This window comes from Salinibacterium sp. TMP30, from assembly GCF_038397785.1.
Classification (GTDB): Bacteria; Actinomycetota; Actinomycetes; order Actinomycetales; family Microbacteriaceae; genus Rhodoglobus.
Genome location: NZ_CP151642.1, coordinates 881,213 through 899,128, shown reverse-complemented (window position 1 = coordinate 899,128; position 17,916 = coordinate 881,213). Strand labels below are relative to the sequence as shown.

At 58.7% G+C, this 17,916-nt stretch carries 22 protein-coding genes; 6 read left to right on the top strand and 16 right to left on the bottom strand.

The genetic code is table 11. From position 1 onward, the window contains the following. Window positions 1–13: 13 nt before the first annotated feature. The 5 genes from AADH44_RS04365 to AADH44_RS04345 all read right to left on the bottom strand — a co-directional run bounded on the left by AADH44_RS04365 (window position 14) and on the right by AADH44_RS04345 (window position 2,784). Entirely contained in the window at window positions 14–337 is a 324-nt protein-coding gene (locus AADH44_RS04365; protein ID WP_009772690.1) for a DUF2469 domain-containing protein, read from the bottom strand. 22 nt (window positions 338–359) lie between these two features. Next, window positions 360–995 carry a ribonuclease HII gene (locus tag AADH44_RS04360; RefSeq protein ID WP_341954277.1) on the bottom strand — a complete coding sequence of 212 codons (636 nt, stop codon included), beginning with the start codon at window positions 993–995 and terminating at the stop codon, window positions 360–362. Between the two features lie 3 nt (window positions 996–998). After that, the gene (gene lepB / locus AADH44_RS04355) at window positions 999–1,754 is read right to left on the bottom strand and encodes a signal peptidase I (protein WP_341954276.1); all 756 of its coding nucleotides are present in this window, start codon (window positions 1,752–1,754) and stop codon (window positions 999–1,001) included. Between the two features lie 66 nt (window positions 1,755–1,820). Beyond that, window positions 1,821–2,168, bottom strand: a complete 348-nt coding sequence (gene rplS / locus AADH44_RS04350; protein ID WP_341954275.1) for a 50S ribosomal protein L19 — start codon at window positions 2,166–2,168, stop codon at window positions 1,821–1,823. A gap of 130 nt (window positions 2,169–2,298) precedes the next feature. After that, the gene (locus AADH44_RS04345) at window positions 2,299–2,784 is read right to left on the bottom strand and encodes an MFS transporter (protein ID WP_341954274.1); all 486 of its coding nucleotides are present in this window, start codon (window positions 2,782–2,784) and stop codon (window positions 2,299–2,301) included. A 104-nt stretch (window positions 2,785–2,888) separates the two neighbouring features. Between AADH44_RS04345 and AADH44_RS04340 the strand changes: the two genes are divergently transcribed. Both AADH44_RS04340 and map read left to right on the top strand, forming a co-directional pair. Next, window positions 2,889–3,482 carry a TetR/AcrR family transcriptional regulator gene (locus tag AADH44_RS04340; protein WP_341954273.1) on the top strand — a complete coding sequence of 198 codons (594 nt, stop codon included), beginning with the start codon at window positions 2,889–2,891 and terminating at the stop codon, window positions 3,480–3,482. Next, complete coding sequence (gene map, locus AADH44_RS04335; RefSeq protein ID WP_341954272.1) at window positions 3,479–4,246, top strand: type I methionyl aminopeptidase; 768 nt, start codon at window positions 3,479–3,481, stop codon at window positions 4,244–4,246. The genes AADH44_RS04340 and map overlap by 4 nt, the downstream gene beginning before the upstream one ends. Before the next feature lie 40 nt (window positions 4,247–4,286). On the opposite strand, the gene trmD is transcribed toward map, so the two are convergent. The 6 genes from trmD to ffh form a co-directional block, all read right to left on the bottom strand. Continuing rightward, window positions 4,287–4,973 (bottom strand): tRNA (guanosine(37)-N1)-methyltransferase TrmD, encoded by a 687-nt coding sequence (gene trmD / locus AADH44_RS04330; RefSeq protein WP_341954271.1) that lies wholly within the window; start codon window positions 4,971–4,973, stop codon window positions 4,287–4,289. Between the two features lie 16 nt (window positions 4,974–4,989). Then, window positions 4,990–5,616, bottom strand: a complete 627-nt coding sequence (gene rimM / locus AADH44_RS04325) for a ribosome maturation factor RimM (RefSeq protein WP_341954270.1) — start codon at window positions 5,614–5,616, stop codon at window positions 4,990–4,992. Between the two features lie 3 nt (window positions 5,617–5,619). Continuing rightward, the gene (locus AADH44_RS04320) at window positions 5,620–5,856 is read right to left on the bottom strand and encodes an RNA-binding protein (RefSeq protein ID WP_341954269.1); all 237 of its coding nucleotides are present in this window, start codon (window positions 5,854–5,856) and stop codon (window positions 5,620–5,622) included. A gap of 3 nt (window positions 5,857–5,859) precedes the next feature. Then, window positions 5,860–6,306, bottom strand: a complete 447-nt coding sequence (rpsP, locus tag AADH44_RS04315; RefSeq protein ID WP_341954268.1) for a 30S ribosomal protein S16 — start codon at window positions 6,304–6,306, stop codon at window positions 5,860–5,862. Window positions 6,307–6,498: 192 nt separating this feature from the next. Beyond that, window positions 6,499–7,281, bottom strand: a complete 783-nt coding sequence (locus tag AADH44_RS04310; RefSeq protein ID WP_341954267.1) for an LLM class F420-dependent oxidoreductase — start codon at window positions 7,279–7,281, stop codon at window positions 6,499–6,501. A gap of 90 nt (window positions 7,282–7,371) precedes the next feature. Further along, complete coding sequence (gene ffh / locus AADH44_RS04305) at window positions 7,372–8,934, bottom strand: signal recognition particle protein (protein ID WP_341954266.1); 1,563 nt, start codon at window positions 8,932–8,934, stop codon at window positions 7,372–7,374. 290 nt (window positions 8,935–9,224) lie between these two features. Here ffh and AADH44_RS04300 point away from each other — a divergent pair, with 290 nt between their 5' ends. The 3 genes from AADH44_RS04300 (at window position 9,225) to AADH44_RS04290 (ending at window position 11,598) form a co-directional block, all read left to right on the top strand. Continuing rightward, the gene (locus tag AADH44_RS04300) at window positions 9,225–10,013 is read left to right on the top strand and encodes a hypothetical protein (RefSeq protein ID WP_341954265.1); all 789 of its coding nucleotides are present in this window, start codon (window positions 9,225–9,227) and stop codon (window positions 10,011–10,013) included. Between the two features lie 151 nt (window positions 10,014–10,164). Continuing rightward, a complete protein-coding gene (locus AADH44_RS04295) occupies window positions 10,165–11,046 on the top strand; it encodes an LLM class flavin-dependent oxidoreductase (protein ID WP_341954264.1) in 882 nt (293 codons plus the stop codon). Window positions 11,047–11,076: 30 nt separating this feature from the next. Then, a complete protein-coding gene (locus AADH44_RS04290) occupies window positions 11,077–11,598 on the top strand; it encodes a gamma carbonic anhydrase family protein (protein ID WP_341954263.1) in 522 nt (173 codons plus the stop codon). Between the two features lie 149 nt (window positions 11,599–11,747). Here AADH44_RS04290 and AADH44_RS04285 read toward each other — a convergent pair whose 3' ends face one another. From AADH44_RS04285 to AADH44_RS04265, 5 genes are read right to left on the bottom strand one after another with little or no spacing between them, the layout of a single operon-like run. Next, window positions 11,748–13,190, bottom strand: coding sequence for an NAD(P)/FAD-dependent oxidoreductase (locus tag AADH44_RS04285; protein WP_341954262.1), 1,443 nt, complete (start codon window positions 13,188–13,190; stop codon window positions 11,748–11,750). 2 nt (window positions 13,191–13,192) lie between these two features. Further along, window positions 13,193–13,477: a (2Fe-2S)-binding protein gene (locus tag AADH44_RS04280; RefSeq protein ID WP_341954261.1), complete on the bottom strand. Its 285-nt coding sequence runs from the start codon at window positions 13,475–13,477 to the stop codon at window positions 13,193–13,195. Next, entirely contained in the window at window positions 13,470–14,669 is a 1,200-nt protein-coding gene (locus AADH44_RS04275) for an FAD-dependent oxidoreductase (RefSeq protein ID WP_341954260.1), read from the bottom strand. The genes AADH44_RS04280 and AADH44_RS04275 overlap by 8 nt, the downstream gene beginning before the upstream one ends. Continuing rightward, window positions 14,666–15,598 (bottom strand): dihydrodipicolinate synthase family protein, encoded by a 933-nt coding sequence (locus AADH44_RS04270; RefSeq protein WP_341954259.1) that lies wholly within the window; start codon window positions 15,596–15,598, stop codon window positions 14,666–14,668. Before AADH44_RS04270 ends, AADH44_RS04275 begins: the two co-directional genes overlap by 4 nt. A gap of 9 nt (window positions 15,599–15,607) precedes the next feature. After that, window positions 15,608–16,144 (bottom strand): XRE family transcriptional regulator, encoded by a 537-nt coding sequence (locus AADH44_RS04265; protein WP_341954258.1) that lies wholly within the window; start codon window positions 16,142–16,144, stop codon window positions 15,608–15,610. A gap of 276 nt (window positions 16,145–16,420) precedes the next feature. Between AADH44_RS04265 and AADH44_RS04260 the strand changes: the two genes are divergently transcribed. Next, window positions 16,421–17,839: a Na+/H+ antiporter NhaC family protein gene (locus AADH44_RS04260; RefSeq protein ID WP_341954257.1), complete on the top strand. Its 1,419-nt coding sequence runs from the start codon at window positions 16,421–16,423 to the stop codon at window positions 17,837–17,839. Window positions 17,840–17,916: the final 77 nt, after the last annotated feature.

Sequence of the window (17,916 nt, the reverse complement as noted above, 5' to 3'; positions counted from 1 at the left end):
ACGCCTAAACCTGTTATTCGTCGAGCGCGAGTTCCTTGGGCAGTTCGAGGTCTTTCGCACTGAGCTCTTCGATGTTCACGTCTTTAAACGTCAGCACACGCACACTCTTGACGAAACGGTCGGAACGGTAAACATCCCAGACCCACACATCCGTCATCGAGAGCTCGAAATAGAAGTCGTGCTCGGTATCGCGACGCACCAAATCGACCTCGTTCGCGAGGTAAAAGCGTCGCTCGGTTTCAATCACGAAACGGAACTGGCTCACCACATCGCGGTACTCGCGGTACAGCGCTAGCTCGACCTCGCGGTCGTAGTCTTCAAACTCGTCTTCATCCATGCTGTCTTCATTGTAGGCCGCACTAGCGCAACCATGTGTGCCGGTGAAGTTCCGTCGCTCCGAGGCTACGAATAGCGTCAAAGTGAGCGGCAGAGCCATAACCCTTATTGCTGGGCCAGTGATACCCGGGATACTCGCCGTCGGCGTCAATCATCATCCGGTCGCGGTGCACTTTTGCCACCACGGATGCCGCAGCAACCGATACGCAGTCTCGGTCGGCTTTCACCCTGGTATGCACTCGCGGCGCAACGTTCAGGGCGGTGCTGAGCCAGTCGGTGGAGCCGTCGAGCAGCACCACGCTCGACATGACGTCAACGCCTGCTTCGTGAAGTTGGATGAGCGCGCGTTTGCCGGCAAGCCCGAGGGCGGCGGAAATTCCGATGGAGTCGACTTCGGTGGCATCCGCATATCCGACCGCAGAGAGCGGTGCCCACTGAAGAGTGAGCGGTTCGAGAAGTTCGCGGCGTTTCTCGCTGAGCATCTTGGAATCACGTAGGCCTACTGGCCAGGGACCGTGCAGAGCACTCATTGCGGTCATGCCGACGGCTACGGGACCGGCGATGGCTCCCCTGCCGACCTCGTCACATCCGATGACGAGCCGCGCGCCAGCGGCAAACAGTTCGAGTTCAACAGCGTTGCTCGGATCAGCTACTGCCACTGGTTACTCTGCGTTCTGGGTGACCCGCTGAAAAGTGGTGGGGTAATTGTCGAGCACACTCCACCGGTCAGTGGGCCAACTAATGATGAACGCACGCCCGACAACAGAGCCGATCTTCACGAAACCACCCGTGGGGTCATCTTTGTGAAATGCGGAGTCTGCGGAGTTGTAGCGATTGTCGCCCATGACCCAGAGGGAGTCATCGGGCACGGTGACAGTGAAGTCATCGCGAGTGGCCTTGGTGACGGCATCCGGAAGCACAATGTATGGCTCCTCAAGTGGGATGCCATTGACGATGATTTGGCCGAATTCGTTGCAGCACTCCACCGTGTCGCCCGGCAATCCGATGACGCGCTTGATGAGGTGATTGCTGCTGTCGGGGGCACTGAGGCCCACAAAGGCGAGCACGCCATCGACCGCACCCACAAACCAGTTCGCTGGTTCACTAGAGATCGCGGGAAGCCAGCCCCCGGGATCAGTAAACACGACAACGTCACCGTGTGAGACGGGGAAGAGTCTGGGTTCTAACTGATTGACCAAGATTCGGTCGTCAATCTGCAGAGTGTTCTCCATCGACGACGACGGAATGTAGAACGAGCGCACCAAGAATGTCTTGATCAGAAAGGAGATCATGATGGCTGCGACGAAGATGATCAGAAGATCACGCAGGAAGAGTTTCCAGCCGCCACTCTTCTGGGCAGCATGGCGGCGGTGACTACGGCTGCTGTGCAGCGCGTCTCCCACGGTTTCGTTTGTCATTTAACCCCAAAGCTCCCAGCAAGCATATGCCGCTGGGAGCCATTGGTTTGTGAATTGCGAGCCGTGTTAGTTGTCGCGCTTCTCTTTGATCTTTGCCTTCTTGCCGCGAAGTGCGCGCAAGTAGTACAGCTTGGCGCGGCGAACAGCACCACGTGAGACGACCTCAATGTGGTCGATGACTGGGGAATGAACCGGGAAGGTACGCTCGACACCGACCTGGAAGCTGACCTTGCGAACCGTGAAGGTTTCACGAACGCCGTGGCCTGAACGACCGATTACAACGCCCTGGAACACCTGAATACGCGAACGCGTACCTTCGATGATGTTTACGTGAACCTTGACGTTATCGCCGGCACGGAATTCAGGAATGTTGTCTTTGAGAGACGCCTTGTCGACGTCATCGAGGATATGCATTATTGATCGCTCTCTGCGCCCGCCATGAGTCGAACACACATAGTTAGAAAAGAAAGATTGTGCTTCAAGCGGTTACGACGCCCTCATGGCAGAGTCGTGCGCGAGCACAATCAACAATTCTGCCACAGATTTAGTCAGAAGTGCGATTCTCATCGTCGTCGAGGATGATGACATTGCCGTTATTGAGCCGCTCCCCCGGATAGGTAGGCCGCTGCGCGTCACGCTCAAAGCCCTCAACGAGGCTCGTAAAGCGATTGCGCGTCTCAGTAACGAGCTGCCAGAGCGCGATCCAGAAGCCAGCCACCGCCACGACAACGATGAGCGCTGCTAGCAGCGGAGCATCTACAAATCCGTAAGCAATGATCACCGCATGCCACGCGGCGATCACCCCGGCATCAATCCAGGAGACCGCGCGCTCAGACCGAACACTCTTGCGTGCAGTGGTCAGGCCCGCGATGGCAAGAAGTGCAAAAGCCAAAATGGGGCACAAAAGCAAGAAGAGAACAAAATCCCAACCAACACTTGAACCAAAAACTCCACGCCCGACCAGCACCCACAGGGGCAACACAATCACAGCGATGAACTGCCAGTAATAAAAAGCGCGCCTGATCATCATGGTTCACAGGGTATCGTCGATGTGAATAAGAATGCTGAAAAACTCACACCGAAAGACCTGGGTGGTCCCCCGTGCCAAACCCCACCAATGTGCGTAATGAACCCGTGCAGCAACGAAGCGCCGAGCGCATCAACGTGCTCCTCGACGCAGCAGCAGTGCTGCTCGATGAACTCGGAATCGACGCAATAACTACGAGCGATGTTGCCAAGCGGGCACACTCCTCGGTGGGCGTTATCTATCGCTACTTCCCCAACATCCAGTCACTACTGCGCGCTCTCGCGTCGCGCAACTTCGACAAGTACCGCGCAGGCCTCACTGCGACCCTCAACAAGCGGGCGACCAACGCGCTTGATGCGCTCAACGTGGCAATCGATGTTTATGTCGAGCTCAGTCGCACCGAGCCGGGGTTTCGAATTCTTTCTTTCGGCAACATCATCGACCGCCGATTCAACGTCGATCGCAAGAGCAATAACACCGCACTTGCCGAGATCCTGACCGAACTACTGGTCACCACCTACGAGGTTCCCGCCTCAACTGCTCTCACTTTCGACATCGAAGTCACCGTCGAAATAGCAGATTCCCTGCTTGAGCGTGCATTCTTGTATGACCCGCGCGGTGAAGAACCGTTTATCGACAAACTTCGAGAGTTCATTGCGCAACTCTTGGCACCGCACATGAAAGAGGCAACCACCGAATGATCGAGTTGAGAACGCCAGCCGAAATCAACGAGATGAAAGCCGCGGGAGAATTTGTTGCCAGCGTCCTGACCGCCACGCAAGCGGCATCCGCGGTAGGCGTCAATCTGCTCGAAATCGATGCACTTGCCCACAGCATGATTCGGGAACGTGGCGCTGAAAGCTGCTACATCGACTACCACCCCTCGTTTGGTACCTCACCTTTCGGCAAAGTCATCTGCACCTCTGTCAACGATGCTGCACTTCACGGGCTCCCCCACGACTACACGCTCAAAGACGGCGACCTGCTGAGCCTCGACTTCGCTGTTGCGGTAGACGGTTGGGTCGCTGACTCTGCTATCACCTTCGCGGTCGGCACTCCCCGCGACGAAGATCTCCGGCTGATGGAAGTCACGTCTCGCGCCCTCGACGCCGGCATCGCTGCGGCAGTCGTCGGCAATCGCATCGGAGGCATCTCTGCGGCCATCGGCGATGTCGCCTATGGCGCCGGCTACGAAGTGAACCTCGACTTTGGCGGTCACGGTGTTGGACGCGAAATGCACGGCGACCCCCACATTCCCAACGACGGCAAGGCGCGTCGGGGGATGCCGCTCAAGCCAGGCCTCGTATTCGCGATCGAGCCATGGCTCATGATCGGCACCGACGAGATCTACACGGATGACGACGGCTGGACCTTGCGCAGCATTGATGGTTCACGTGCCGCCCACTTCGAGCACACGGTAGCGATCACGCCCGAAGGTCCGCTAGTGCTAACCGCCCGCACGTAGGTGAAGCCGATCAGCTACTGATCGTCGGCGAACAAGTCTGCTACTGATCACCCGCAAGCAAGTCGGGGCGCACCCGACGGGTGCGTTCGAGCTGCTGCTCGTGACGCCAATCGGCAATCGCTTTGTGGTTTCCACTGAGCAGAACGTCGGGCACTGAGCGTTCGCGCCAAGTCGCCGGCTTGGTGTAGCTCGGGTACTCGATGAGGCCCAGCTCGTGGCTCTCCTCGGTGAGACTTTCTGGATTGCCAATTACTCCAGGAACAAGCCGACCGATGGCCTCAATCATCGCCATTGTGGCAACTTCACCACCGTTGAGAACGTAATCTCCGAGACTTATCTCGCGGACCCGAACAGTCGATGCCGCGTAGTCGATGACGCGCTGGTCGATACCCTCATATCGCCCGCACAGGAAGACGAGATGCTTCTCCTGAGCGAGCTCACGGGCGGCAGCCTGCGTGAAAGGAACGCCGGCAGGAGTCGGAACGATCACCACCGTTTCGGGCGTCAGAGTGGCATCCAGCGCTTCACCCCACGGCTCGGGGCGCATCACCATACCTGCGCCCCCACCGTAAGGGGTGTCATCGACTGTGCGATGGCGATCGTACGTAAAGTCCCGCAGATCGTGAACACCGAGTTCGATGATTCCCCGCTCGCGCGCCTTACCCAGCAGTGAGATGTCGAGCACCCCAAAGAAGTCGGGGAAGATCGTCACGATATCGATGCGCACGCGTTGACCCTAACTGCTATTTGGCTTCAGGCGCGTCAGTCTCGGGCGCTGAGGTCTCCACTGCATCGGCTGCTGGCGCGTCTGCATCCTCTGCGAGGTCTTCGAAGAGGCCGGGCGGTGGAGTCACAACCATTTCGCCGGTCTCAAGATCGACACTGGCGACAATTGACTTCACGAACGGTACGAGTACATCGCCATTTTCCGTCGTGACGGTGAGCAGGTCTTGTGCAGGAAAATGATCCACCTGCGCGAGAGTTCCCACCTGAATGCCGTCGCGGATTACCTTGAGTCCGATGAGTTGGTGGTCGAACCACGCATCTTCTTCTGGCTCCTCATTGGGATCGTGTTCGATCCAGAGGATGGCCTTGACCAGGGTTTCCGCCTCGCTGCGGTCATGCACTCCTGTGAAGAAGGCGACCGGCTGGGCGTTGAACCACTTGAGTTCGATAAGTTCGAGCGTTTTTCCGTGCCACGAGGAACTCGTTGGCACCTGCAAAGAGAACACGGCGCCCGGAACGAAACGTCGTTCCGGGGCATCCGTGTACATCTCTACTTTGACGGCTCCCTTGAGCCCATGAGCCTTCGTCAGGCGCCCCACTCGCAGCTGTGTGCGACCTTCGCGGGGTGTTTTTACTTCGCCCACTGGTTAGAAGTCAGTGTCGACGACGTCGACACGCACTTTGCGACCATCGGCGAGAGCCGTGATCAGCGTACGCAGCGCTTTCGCGGTGCGCCCAGCGCGACCGATTACGCGGCCAAGATCTTCTGGGTGCACGCGAACCTCGAGGAGGTCACCGCGTTGCGTGTTCTTTGCAACGACCTGGACATCTTCGGGGTGGTCGACGATTCCTTTGACGAGGTGTTCGAGAGCGGGAGCGAGCAACTGCTAAGCCTTGTCTGCGTCAGCTGCAGGAGTCTCGTCTGCGACGGGAGCTTCTGCTGCTGCTTCAACGGGTGCTGCTTCAGCCTTAGGCTCAACCTTCTCGGTCTTGGGCTTGAGAACAGGCTTCTTCTTTTCGTCAGCCTGGAACTCTGCCTTAGCTTCTTTCACCTTGACGGTGCTCTTAGCGTTCTTGTCACCCTTAAAGATGCCCCAGTCGCCAGTCAGCTTGAGGATTGCCTCAACCTGGGGGCTTGGCTGCGCGCCAACGCCCAACCAGTACTGTGCACGCTCGGACTCGACCTCGATGAACGAGGGCTCCTCGGTGGGGTGGTACTTTCCGATTTCTTCGATGACACGACCATCGCGCTTGGTGCGCGAGTCGGCAACGACGATGCGGTAGTAGGGTGCACGGATCTTGCCCATGCGCTTCAAACGAATCTTTACAGCCACAATTCTCCTGATTTAAATGTTTTGGTGGCGAACCGCTAGCCGTGAGCGTGGGGGCACACTCGGCACAAAAGCTCTAGTGGATTCCGTTCGTGCCGATTAGAGGGTCGGGCTACGAAGGACTCAACCGCCTATTCTGCCAGAGTTTTGAGCGCTTCGGGAACCGATAGCAAAGAAAGCCCCAAAGACGTGACGTTATCCGTTTTGCGAATCGCGCCACGCCAGCCACTGCTTAGCGTTGGTGAGGTCATAGTCGGGCCCGGTGATTCCTAGCGTGAACAGCGTGATGCCCTGCTCGCGCATGCTGTCGGCGTCTTCAACGCTCTTATCGCGCAGCTCGTTGGAGATCTCAATTTCTTTGATGTCGCGGCCAACAGTCTCGCAGTGACCGGCCAAGACCTTCATCTTGTGCACGAGCTCATCGCCGGTGGCGAAGCTGTGCCAAATGTCTGCGTGCTTGGCGACCAGCTTGAGGGTTTTCTTCTCTCCTCCACCACCGATCAGCACAGGAATCTTGCGGGTGGGCGCCGGGTTCAACTTGCCCCAGCGGGACTCGATGCGCGGAAGTGCCTCAGCAAGAGCATCCAATCTGGATCCCACGGTACCGAACTCGTAGCCGTATTCGTCGTAGTCGCGCTCGAACCACCCCGAGCCGGTGCCGAAGATGAAACGCCCACCGCTGATGTGGTCAAGGGTGCGAGCCATATCTGCCTGCAGGTCGGGGTTGCGGTAGCTGTTGCAATTGACGAGGGTGCCGAACTCTACGCGGCTGGTGAGTTCAGCCCACGAGGCGAGCTCTGTCCATGCCTCAAAGTGCAAGCCGTCGGGCTCGCCATAGAGGGGGAAGAAATGATCCCAGTTGAAGAGAACATCGACACCCACCTGTTCAAGCTCGCGAACACGGTCTCGGATGACCGAATACTCGGCATGCTGCGGTTGAAGCTGAACGGCAATACGAACGGGGCGGCTCTGAGTCATTGCTCCACAGTATCCCGTCGCGGTGACACGAAGAAAACCTAACGGAGCGCGGCGCGAATTCGCCCCACCAGCAGAGCGGGTCGGGCTCAGTTAACGCCCAAGGAACTTCTGCAGACTCTCAAGCTCTTCGGGCGAAGGGCTACCAGCAGCTGGCTTTGCCCCGCCGAGACCGAAGCCAGAACCCGCAGGCGCTGATGACCCACCAGCACCCTGAGCGCTTGCTGCTTCTTCTGCCGCCCGCCTAGCCGGGTTGCCCGACTTGGAACCCTTCTTCTTCTGGTTCTTCTTTGCCGACTTGCCGCCATGACCGCCAGGAATGGGGCCCATGCCAGGAATCTGTGGCGTGCCACCCTTCGCAACAGTTTTCATCATTTTCGCCGCCTGCTCAAAGCGATTCACGAGAGCATTCACTTCGGTAACGGTCGTTCCCGAACCACGAGCGATACGCACACGACGCGAGCCATTGAGCAGTTTCGGCACAGTGCGCTCTTGCTTTGTCATCGACTGGATGATGGCCTCAGTGCGCGTAATCTCCGACTCGTCGAAGTTGTCGAGTTGCTCGCGCATTCCCTTAGCACCGGGCAGCATGCCCAGCATGCTCTTGATCGAGCCCATGTTCTTGAGCTGCTGCATCTGCTCAAGAAAGTCGTCGAGTGTGAACGAGTCGGTCGCAAACTTTTCGGCAACCTTGCGTGACTCTTCTTCGTTGAAAGTCTTCTGCGCCTGCTCAATAAGGGTGAGGATGTCTCCCAGATCGAGAATTCGGCTCGCCATGCGATCCGGGTGGAACGGCTCAAAGTCGTCGAGCCCCTCGCCTGTGGACGCAAACATGATGGGGCGACCCGTAATCGAGGCCACCGATAGTGCCGCGCCACCACGAGCATCACCGTCGAGCTTGGACAGCACGACCCCCGTGAAATCGACACCCTCTTGGAAGGCACGCGCGGTCTTCACCGCGTCTTGACCGATCATCGCATCAATGACAAAGAGCACTTCGTCGGGGTCGACAGCCTTGCGGATGTTGGCCGCCTGCTTCATGAGTTCGGCATCCACACCCAAACGACCAGCGGTGTCAATGATGACGACATCGTGCTGCTTATCTTTGGCAAACTTGAGCGCCTGCTTCGCCACCTTGACCGGGTCGCCTTTGCCGTTACCCGGCTCGGGCGCGAACACCGCGACACCTGCCTGCCCGGCGACCACCTCAAGCTGGGTTACCGCGTTGGGGCGCTGAAGGTCGGCCGCGACCAACAGCGGAGTGTGACCGTCAGCGGCAAGCCACTTGGAGAGCTTTCCGGCAAGAGTTGTCTTACCTGCACCCTGAAGACCAGCAAGCATGATGACCGTCGGCGGATTCTTAGCGAACTCAATACGTCGGGCTTCGCCACCCAGAATCGTGACCAGCTCGTCATTGACAATCTGGACCACCTGCTGGGCAGGGTTCAACGCCTGCGACACCTCATGACCGAGGGCACGCTCACGAACGCGACCCGTGAAATCCTTGACGACCTCGAGCGCAACGTCAGCATCGAGCAGTGCACGGCGAATCTCGCGAACCGTGCGATCGACATCCGCTTCGCTGAGCTTGCCCTTGCCGCGCAGGTTCTTGAACGTATCCGCGAGGCGGTCGGTGAGATTTCCAAAAGTGGCCATGATCACACCAGTTTATCCGGCGACAGGCAGAGTCTGAACCCCTCTACCTATTCACGCGACTTTCGGCGATCCTCCCGACGATGGCCGGCAGAATCCAGCCCAACGATGGAGGCAAGCCACGTGCAACAGCTCGCGAAGTGCCGCGAACTGGGGCCTCGAAGACTGTTGCACGCCGTTTTGTTTAGAGCCATACTCACAATGTCGGTTGCGGGCGGTAAACATAGCCTGTACGACACTTCGCCACAATCGTGGCCGTGAAATTCACAGTAAATCCTCGGAGGCTCCACAGTATGACTATGCCCGAAACCACACCCGATTCAACCCCGGACTCGACGACTCCGCCCGCAGCGGCGAAGAAGGCTCGCAATACTCTTGGACTCGTGGCGCTCGGCCTCGCAGTACTCGGCGCCCTGTTCGCGGTCATTCCGGCGACTAACGGCTTCTCATGGGTGGTCCTCCTCGGCGCCTTCATCGTCGCGATTGTCGCTTTGACTCGCAAGGGACAAGGCAAGACAACCGCCCTGATCGCACTCATCCTCAGCTTCCTCTTCTGGATAATCTCGATCTTCGTCGGAATCGCAGTCGTTGCGACAGCGGTCAACGACAGCCTGAACGAAGCACCGTCAGTATCCGAGTCTGATGCAACCACCGATGAAGGCGACGCCGCAGAGGAAGAAGCTCCTGCCCCGGCCGGTATCGGAGACACCATCACCACGGACGATGGGATCGAAATTACGCTTGTGAGCATCACGCCGGGAGCAACATCTCCCGACGAATACTTCGCTTCCGAAGTCCGCGGAACATTAGTTGCAGTAAGCATGTCGATGACTAACGGCACGAATGAAGCCGTCGCGATTTCGGAGAGCGCGGTAAAGGGATTCATAGGTGAAGCTGAATACGGCGCTTCGAGGGTTTACGGCACCGAAAGCGGCGACTGGTATGTGTACGAAGAAATCAACCCCGGACTGACCGTTGCATTCACGGCGTACATTGACGTTCCCGCCGATAGCGGTCTGGACACCGTCACCTTTAACACCGACTTGTTCTTCGGCGAGGGCGTAACCTTCGCCGCTAAATAGAAAGATCTGAGTCGCCTGTCGGCGCGGAGCTGATCACGATTGTGGCGTCGGCTCCGCGTCTGCACTTATTAGAGGCTTGCGCATCCCAGAGGTATCTGCAGTTCCCGCCCGGCCCTTTTTTGCTGACAGCGCGCCACAGTAGGGTGAGAGTGTGAGACACGGCATCGTAATCCTCCCCCAACAGCCCTGGACTGAAGCCAAACATCGCTGGATCCAGGCCGAAGAACTGGGCTTCGATCATGCGTGGACCTACGATCACCTCTCGTGGAAGTCCCTTGCCGATGAGCCGTGGCATGCGACTGTTCCGACACTGACGGCGGCCGCGAGTGTGACCAGCCGTATTGGGCTCGGTACTTTTGTCGCCTCACCCAACTTTCGGCATCCCGTCACCTTCGCCAAAGAATTGGCAACGCTTGACGATGTCAGCGGTGGTCGTTTCTTGCTCGGTGTTGGTTCGGGCGGCACCGGATTTGATTCAACCGTGCTCGGGGTTCCCGAACTGAGCCCCCGCGAACGCCACGCCCGTTTTGAAGAATTTGTGCGCGGCCTCGACGAACTTCTTCGCTTCGAAGAGCCCGGCAGCGGTGGCATCAGCTTCAGCGGCGACTGGTTCACCGCAGTGAATGCACGGATGGTCGGCGCCCCGGCACGATCTCCGCGCTTGCCGTTCGTAGTTGCCGCCGAAGGCCGCCGGGGGCTGAAGCTTGCCGTCGAACTCGCTGACGGCTGGCTCACCCTCGGCCGCACCGCAGACACCCTTGAGGAGTGGTGGCAGGCGGTAGCAGACGTGTCGCAGCGCCTCGACAACACCCTCGGCGAGGCTGACCGAGCATCCGCCACTCTTGATCGCTATCTCAACCTCGACGGTGCACCGCAGTTCAGCCTCGAAAGTGTTGGTGCGTGGGATGACGCTGTCGGTCGCGCCGAAGCTCTCGGCTTCACCGACGTGATTGGGCACTGGCCCCGAGCAGACGGAATCTATGCGGGCGACGAAAGTGTGCTGATCGAGATCGCGTCACGCTTCTCGCGGTAACGTGACCACTAAGAGCGCTAGCGTGGAACCATGACAGCTCTTATCGTGCCCATCAGCGGACACACCCCCCAGGTTTCTGACAGCGCCTTCGTCGCGCCCAACGCAACACTGATTGGGCAGGTCACCCTTGGTGAGCGTGCAAGCATCTTCTACGGTGCCGTTCTGCGGGGCGATGTCGACTCGATCACCGTCGGCGAAGGGTCAAACCTGCAAGACAACGTCACGGTGCACTGCGACGAAGGATTCCCCACCTCCGTGGGTTCAGGGGTCAGCGTCGGCCACGGCGCCGTGCTGCACGGCTGCACCGTCGAAGACGACTGCCTGATCGGCATGAGCGCAACAGTGCTCAACGGAGCCGTCATCGGCACCGGATCACTCGTCGCCGCAGGAGCTGTCGTGCTCGAAGGCACCATCGTGCCGCCCGGATCACTCGTCGCCGGCGTGCCCGCAAAAGTGCGCCGAGAACTGAGCGACGAAGAGATCGCCGGCGTGCGTCAGAACGCCACCCACTACCTTGATATTTCCGCAGCGCACAAAGCGGCCAGCAACTAGCAAAAGTTGTACTGAGGGCTGACGCGTGCCTGCGCAATTCGCCGACGTCAATCTGCTGCGCTATATCCGGAATCCCCAAGAATCTCGAGCTGCCAATGCGGCTCGGCTTGAAAGTGGGGTTCTAGAACTTTTCGCTGCATCCACACGCACTAATCCCCGTCGAGCATTGTTAGTGCCTCGACCGGGACCGGTTTAACGGGAAGGTGCGCCGAAAAGTATCCGACGTCTGAGACTGAACGCTGGCGTTTCGTGGCGACCAGTGCAGCGACGGATGACTCACAATACCTGCCTTGACATGCGCCCATACCGCTGCGGCACTCAAGCTTGACCGCGCTCGCGGTCGACATTTCGGGATTGCGGTCAAGGGTTTCGCAGATCGCGCCCTTCGTGACGAGCTCGCACCTGCACACTTGTGTCTCAGGCGTTGCCAACGCTGAGAGCGCTTCGCGCTGAGGTTCAAACAAGCGTTGCACAACCACCGAGAACTTCTGCGCGTACCGAAGCTCCCTGCGAGCGCCCCTAAGATCACCATCAGCCAACGGATAAGGCCCGGCAACACCCTCGGCTGCCAGATCTTTAGCGACTGCGAGTGCCGCAAGTCTGCCCTCAGCACGCGACTGTTCGGCGCCTGCCACTCCTGTGGGCTCGCCTGCAACATAAACCTGTGGAGCGCTCGTGCGCATCAATTCGTCGTGTGCAACAACCCAGCCGCCCTTTGGCGAGTCCCACACCATCTCACATCCCGCTTGCCGTGCTAATTCAGTGGAGGGCTGGAATCCGTATCCAAGCACGAGCGCTGACGTCTCGATGCGTCGGGTACGGCCAACTTCATGCCACTGTGCGTCCACCTTTGTGAGTTCGACGGCACCAACATGGCGATCGCCCAGTGCTGCGGTAACAATCGTTTTGGTGCTGATTTTCACCCCGGCAGAAAGTAGCCGCGCGATCGCGACTCCAGTCTCAGCGAAGAGGCCAACGTGACCTGGAACCGCACTGATGGATCCGATGCTCTCTCTCATGGTGGGGAGACCTCGCGCAAACGCAACCTCGGCAATATCTGCCCCAGCCTTACGCAGCTGGTCTGCTACGACGATCAAGAGCGGGTGCGAACCTGCCAGAACTAGGCGGGGAGCACTCAGCAATTTTTGGCTTTTCAATAGGCTCTGAACTGCCCCTGCCATGATCACTCCGGGGAGAGTCCAGCCGGGGATGGCGACCGGCATGTCATACGCACCTGTCGCAATTATTATTCGACGCGCAGCCACCGCTTTCGAACCGTTTGGTCCAGTCACCGCAACTCTCGTGGAGACAGTGCCATCGACGCGGTCTCGCAAAAGCCCGAAAACTGTCGTCCCGAACTCCCAAGCGATCTTCATGTTCGACTCTGAGCGGCCGATCAGCTCACGTCCCCACCCGTACCCAGCGCCAAATACCGTCTTTGCACCGGTGAATTGGGTTGGGGGCTGGCGGAAAATCTGGCCGCCAACGCGTTGCTGCTCATCGAACACCACTACCGAAAGTCCCTGATCAGCCGCCGTGACCGCGGCTGCCATGCCTGCCGGTCCAGCACCAATAATTGCGAGGTCGTACACGTTCAGACTCCCCTTGTCGGCCGCACGTCCATGCCGTCGGCAACCGGTGTCAGGCAAGCTCGCACCAGTGGGGCACCGTCGACAGTGACTGCGCAGTCGAAGCAGGTACCCATGTTGCACAGTGGCTGTCGTGGAGCTCCATCTCGAGTGGTACCGAACTCGTCGTGGCCAGATGCCAATAAGGCAACTGCAATTGTCTCGCCGAGGCAGCACTCGACTGGCGTGCCCTCAAAGTTAACAGTGACCGGGACACCACGCTTTATCGGTATGCGAGTGCTTCTAGGCATTCTGGCTCCTATATCGGCTGGGATCGTAAGGGCTGAGATCAATACTTGGCGGTCGGCCAAGCACTAGTTCAGTCAGCACCCGGGCAAAGCTCGGTCCGAGAGTGAACGCCGAGCCACCCGTGGCTACGAACATTCCCGGAGCATTGGGGACGGGTCCCACAAGTGGCAATTGGTCTGGTGTAAGTGTGGTGGTCCCCACCCATGTCCTCAGCGCAGGAATCTTTTGGACAGCAGGAACGACTCGAGATGCAGCACGAGCATTGCCTGCGACAGACTTCCGAAGCAATTCGGGGCGCGAGTACAAGTCCGGCTTGCCTTCGGGCGTATTCAGTAACCGTGCGGGCCATCCTCCACCTATCAATATGTTGCCGTCCCCCGATTGCTTAAGTGAGAGCTTCGCGCCGGCATGCTGGACAAGATGAGGGATGAACTTGGGCACCTTCACGGTCACCGTCATGGTGAGTGCGACAGCGATGGTGGGTAGGTGCGCGCTAACCATGTCGCCCAGTTCGGTTGTCCACACGCCACCTGCGATTACTACCGAGTCCGCGTGTACAATGTTGGAGCTTCTGCGACCGTGGATGGCGTGCTCTTCGGTACTCACCGCCCATCCTCCCGCTTTGCGGTTCATTGCTGTCACGGCGGTTCTGGTCCGCACTCTTGCTCCGTGCCGCATTGCACCTCTGGCAAGGGCTGGTGCTGCAGTTCGCGTGTCAGCCTTACCCTCAATCGGGCAGTATGCAGCAGCCACGACGGTATCGGAGAGGTACGGAGCGATAGCCCGAACCTCATCGCCGTCCATCATCCGCACATCGAGCCCCCAAGAGCGCTCGATGTCGGACTTCGCTTCAAGCAGTTTTGCTTGCTCAGCGCTTTCTGCAAGCATTAATCCGCCATTTTGGATGACGCCAAGACTTTCGCCCAGTTCATCACCGAGCGTGGCCCAGAGGCTCGCAGAATCAAGGTGTAAAGGCATAGCCTCAGCAGCTCGCCGCGCCGACTCGAGTCCTGCCTCGACCATGCGGTACTCAAGCTGGAAGTGCAGACTGCCCGCATTTTGCCCAGAGGCATGCTGGTTCACCTGATCGCGCTCTAGCAACACAACATCCGCGCCCTCGCGCGCTAACATCCATGCGAGAACGCATCCTAGGAGCCCGCCGCCAACGACAACAACGTCGCAACGCTCAGTCATCGCAATGGGACTGTGTTAATGCCGAGTGCGTGCAGCGTCGCTTCAATGCGATTGCATTCCTCAGGCGTGAGTTCAATCAGCGGGTCTCGGACGTACCCCGCAGAAACGCCTTGGAATCGCAGCGCCGTCTTCATGATTGCCTGCTGGTTTCCGAACTGCACACCGTAGTCAGGGCGGAACCAGCTTTCCATAACTACTCGGTCCCGTGCGCCAAGCTCAACTGCTCGGGCGCGGTCGCCGGCGGCAATAGCACGCCAAAAATCGGGGTGGTCAGCGCCCAAAGGCGCACCGGAGCCCATCATTCCATCACCGTGCCCAAGCAAAGACAGGTCCGCTCCCAGTTCGCTTGTAGGCATACCGAAGTAGCGAACTGTGTCTTCCAACGCATACATCCCCTGCAAGAACCCAGCAAAATTCCCGGTGGAGTTCTTTATTGCCACCACATTCTCAATCTGCGATAGCTCTGTGAGTGTGTCGGTGTCCAGATCTACGACGCAACCCCGCGGCCAGTTGTAAACACACATCGGGAGTTCTGTCGCGTCTGAGATATCTTGATAGAACTTCACGATCTCTCGCCGGTTGGGGACCATGTATGGCGGCGGGGTGATCAGGATGCCGTCCAAGCCGGCCTTTTCTGCGGCACGAGCGTGAGCAATGGCTTCAGTTTGGGTGAAGGCGTTGCACCCACCGAGAACCCACATCGAACCGTCGACTGTTCGCGCAGACTCTGCAAAAAGACTCGCGCGCTCGTCAGCGCTCATGCTGAACCACTCTCCGCTCGTGCCTGCGAGAATGACCCCATGCATGCGCTGCTGCATCAGCCAACCAAGTTGAGCGGCAAGTGCATCCAAATCCAGCTCGCCCTCTCTGGCGAAGGGGGTGGTGATGGCCGGGATGTACCCCGTCCAAGCAATGTCGTTTCGATCCATGGTGTATTCCTAGGGGGTTGGTGGCGTGACCGCGAGGATGAATTCGACGGTCCCGGTAGTTTCGTTGCAATAGCGATGTGGCTGGCGAGAATCGATCGTTATCGCGTCGCCTTTCACCACATCAAACGAACCGCGGGCCACCTCGACAGTGAGTGTTCCGGCGACTATATAAACGCACTCGACGGCGGGATGCCCCCATTGTTCATCGCTGGACGTCTCCCCTGGAGCAAGCACTCCTCGTAGCACCTCAAGCTGACCATTGCTGGGGGCCATACGCTCATACTGCACGTGGCCTTTCGGGGTCGTGATGCGTGACCTTTCGCCCGCGTGGCTCACGTGAACGGTGAGCGACGCCGAATCGTCGAATAGCGTTGAGACCGATTCCCCGAAGACCATCGCCAAGAGACGCAGGGATTTCAAACTTGGTTCGGTAACCCCCCGCTCGATTTGACTGAGCAGGGTCGCAGAGAGTCCAGTCTCCGTAGCCAGAGCGCGCAGCGTATATCCTCGCTGGTCGCGGAGCGCTCGAAGTCGATTACCGATCATGAGGGAACTATACACTCAGACTGCCCAAAGTTGACGGAGCTAGTCCGCACTGTGTGCAAGTTATCGCTACCTTAACGGGCATTTGAAGCAGATCTTCCCCCTGCAGGTCAATATTTCTTGTGCAGTGCAGTTGCACAAAATGTCTGCGGTGTGGATACTGGTACGCGTTCTGCGGTTTCGCAGTCACCTTCCGCGCGCCGCGCGGCCTCAATGATGTGGCGAAAGGCTATTTAAATGAATCAAGACAGCACCTTGACCTTCCGAGGAGGGTGGGGGATGGCCTTTATACCGGTCGTGGTTTTCCTGTTCTTCTGCGTGCTCTACTTCGTAGTGTTCAACGCGTTCGATATGACTGCTCTGGCGATGGGCGGATTTGTCGCCTTGCTGGTTGGCGCGGTATTTTCTCGCAATTATGGCAAGTTTTGGGCCAGCGTGATGCAGGGTATCGGCAGCCCGACTGCGGTCTCCATAGTAGTAATCCTGTTCGTCGTCGGGATGCTTTCACAATTGATCAAGGTGACAAACGTCTCCGGTGGCTTCGTCTGGCTTGCAGACCTTGCAGGCGTCAACGGCGGTGCGTTCGTCCTCTTTGCGTTCATCACCGTGTGTTTCGTCGCGATGGCTACGGGATCATCGATCGGAACCATGTTTACCGTGTTCCCCATCTTTTATCCGGCCGGGGTTCTCCTCGGTGCCGACCCGGTGTTCCTAGCAGGCGCTCTCGTCTCAGGAGCCATTTTTGGTGACAACATGGCGCCCATCTCCGATACCACCATCATCTCGTCCTCAACTCAGCGTTTTCGCCGCAAGATAGGCGTTGCGGACATTGGCGGTGTCGTGACTTCACGTGCGAAGTACGCGCTGGTCGCGGCCGCGATCAGCGCAGTGGGCTTCCTGATCTTCGGAGGCAGTGGTGCATCCAGTGGCGCCGCAGCCGAGGTGTTAGCCTCCAGTTCCAATCCGCTGGGCCTGGTGATGCTGATTCCCGTCGCGATCATGATCGCGACGGCGTTCATCACCCGTGACATTTTCAAAGCCGTCACGGTCGGTATCGTTCTCGGAATCATCGTTGCACTCGTGACTGGCCTCCTCGAGCCTTCCGGAATCGTTGGTGTGACCGACGGCGCCCCGACCGGTTTCTTGGTCTCCGGTTTCAGCGGCATGCTCGGCACAGTGGCTTTGGTCATCGCCGTATTCGGAATTATGGGTGTCCTAACCAACGCCGGTGTTCTGACCCGCACCGTGGATGCGCTGACCCAAGGCAAGCTTGCGAGCACGCCACGCGGAGCCGAGGCGGCAATCGGCCTTGGTGTTACCGTCACGACGCTCCTCTTCGGCGGCGTAAACTCCGCATCGATGCTAACCTTCGGGCCGGTGGCGGACGAGATTGGCTCCCGAGTTGGGCTTCACCCATACCGGCGTGCCAACGTCATGGATTGCTTCGCTTTGGGCATTGCTTCCATCGTCCCTGTTTTGAGCGCCTACTTGTTTATCGGCGCACTCCTCACGAGCGGATATGAGGGGGCGCCAGCACTCTCAACAACGCAACTCTTTGGCGGCACGCTCTATCCCCTCTTGCTTACCGCAGTGATGATTGTGGCCGTATTCACCGGCTGGGGTCGACGCTTTGAAGGTGCCGACGGAATTCAGATCCGCACTGCGGAGCCGGTTACCGAAACCGTCAACGCGTCGTAGCACCTCGCATTTCGAAATCGGCCCCCGCACTTGTGCGGGGGCCGATTCTATTCTCAGCCCTCTACTCCTCGACGCGG

What these genes read in the sequence shown, in the direction of transcription:
- AADH44_RS04280 (WP_341954261.1), bottom strand. Translation starts at nt 13,477, where the DNA reads ATGCCTAGAAGCACTCGCATACCGATAAAGCGTGGTGTCCCGGTCACT.
- AADH44_RS04290 (WP_341954263.1), top strand. Translation starts at nt 11,077, where the DNA reads ATGACAGCTCTTATCGTGCCCATCAGCGGACACACCCCCCAGGTTTCT.
- AADH44_RS04270 (WP_341954259.1), bottom strand. Translation starts at nt 15,598, where the DNA reads ATGGATCGAAACGACATTGCTTGGACGGGGTACATCCCGGCCATCACC.
- AADH44_RS04275 (WP_341954260.1), bottom strand. Translation starts at nt 14,669, where the DNA reads ATGACTGAGCGTTGCGACGTTGTTGTCGTTGGCGGCGGGCTCCTAGGA.
- AADH44_RS04345 (WP_341954274.1), bottom strand. Translation starts at nt 2,784, where the DNA reads ATGATGATCAGGCGCGCTTTTTATTACTGGCAGTTCATCGCTGTGATT.
- AADH44_RS04265 (WP_341954258.1), bottom strand. Translation starts at nt 16,144, where the DNA reads ATGATCGGTAATCGACTTCGAGCGCTCCGCGACCAGCGAGGATATACG.
- rplS (WP_341954275.1), bottom strand. Translation starts at nt 2,168, where the DNA reads ATGCATATCCTCGATGACGTCGACAAGGCGTCTCTCAAAGACAACATT.
- lepB (WP_341954276.1), bottom strand. Translation starts at nt 1,754, where the DNA reads ATGACAAACGAAACCGTGGGAGACGCGCTGCACAGCAGCCGTAGTCAC.
- map (WP_341954272.1), top strand. Translation starts at nt 3,479, where the DNA reads ATGATCGAGTTGAGAACGCCAGCCGAAATCAACGAGATGAAAGCCGCG.
- AADH44_RS04310 (WP_341954267.1), bottom strand. Translation starts at nt 7,281, where the DNA reads ATGACTCAGAGCCGCCCCGTTCGTATTGCCGTTCAGCTTCAACCGCAG.
- AADH44_RS04300 (WP_341954265.1), top strand. Translation starts at nt 9,225, where the DNA reads ATGACTATGCCCGAAACCACACCCGATTCAACCCCGGACTCGACGACT.
- AADH44_RS04260 (WP_341954257.1), top strand. Translation starts at nt 16,421, where the DNA reads ATGGCCTTTATACCGGTCGTGGTTTTCCTGTTCTTCTGCGTGCTCTAC.
- ffh (WP_341954266.1), bottom strand. Translation starts at nt 8,934, where the DNA reads ATGGCCACTTTTGGAAATCTCACCGACCGCCTCGCGGATACGTTCAAG.
- AADH44_RS04365 (WP_009772690.1), bottom strand. Translation starts at nt 337, where the DNA reads ATGGATGAAGACGAGTTTGAAGACTACGACCGCGAGGTCGAGCTAGCG.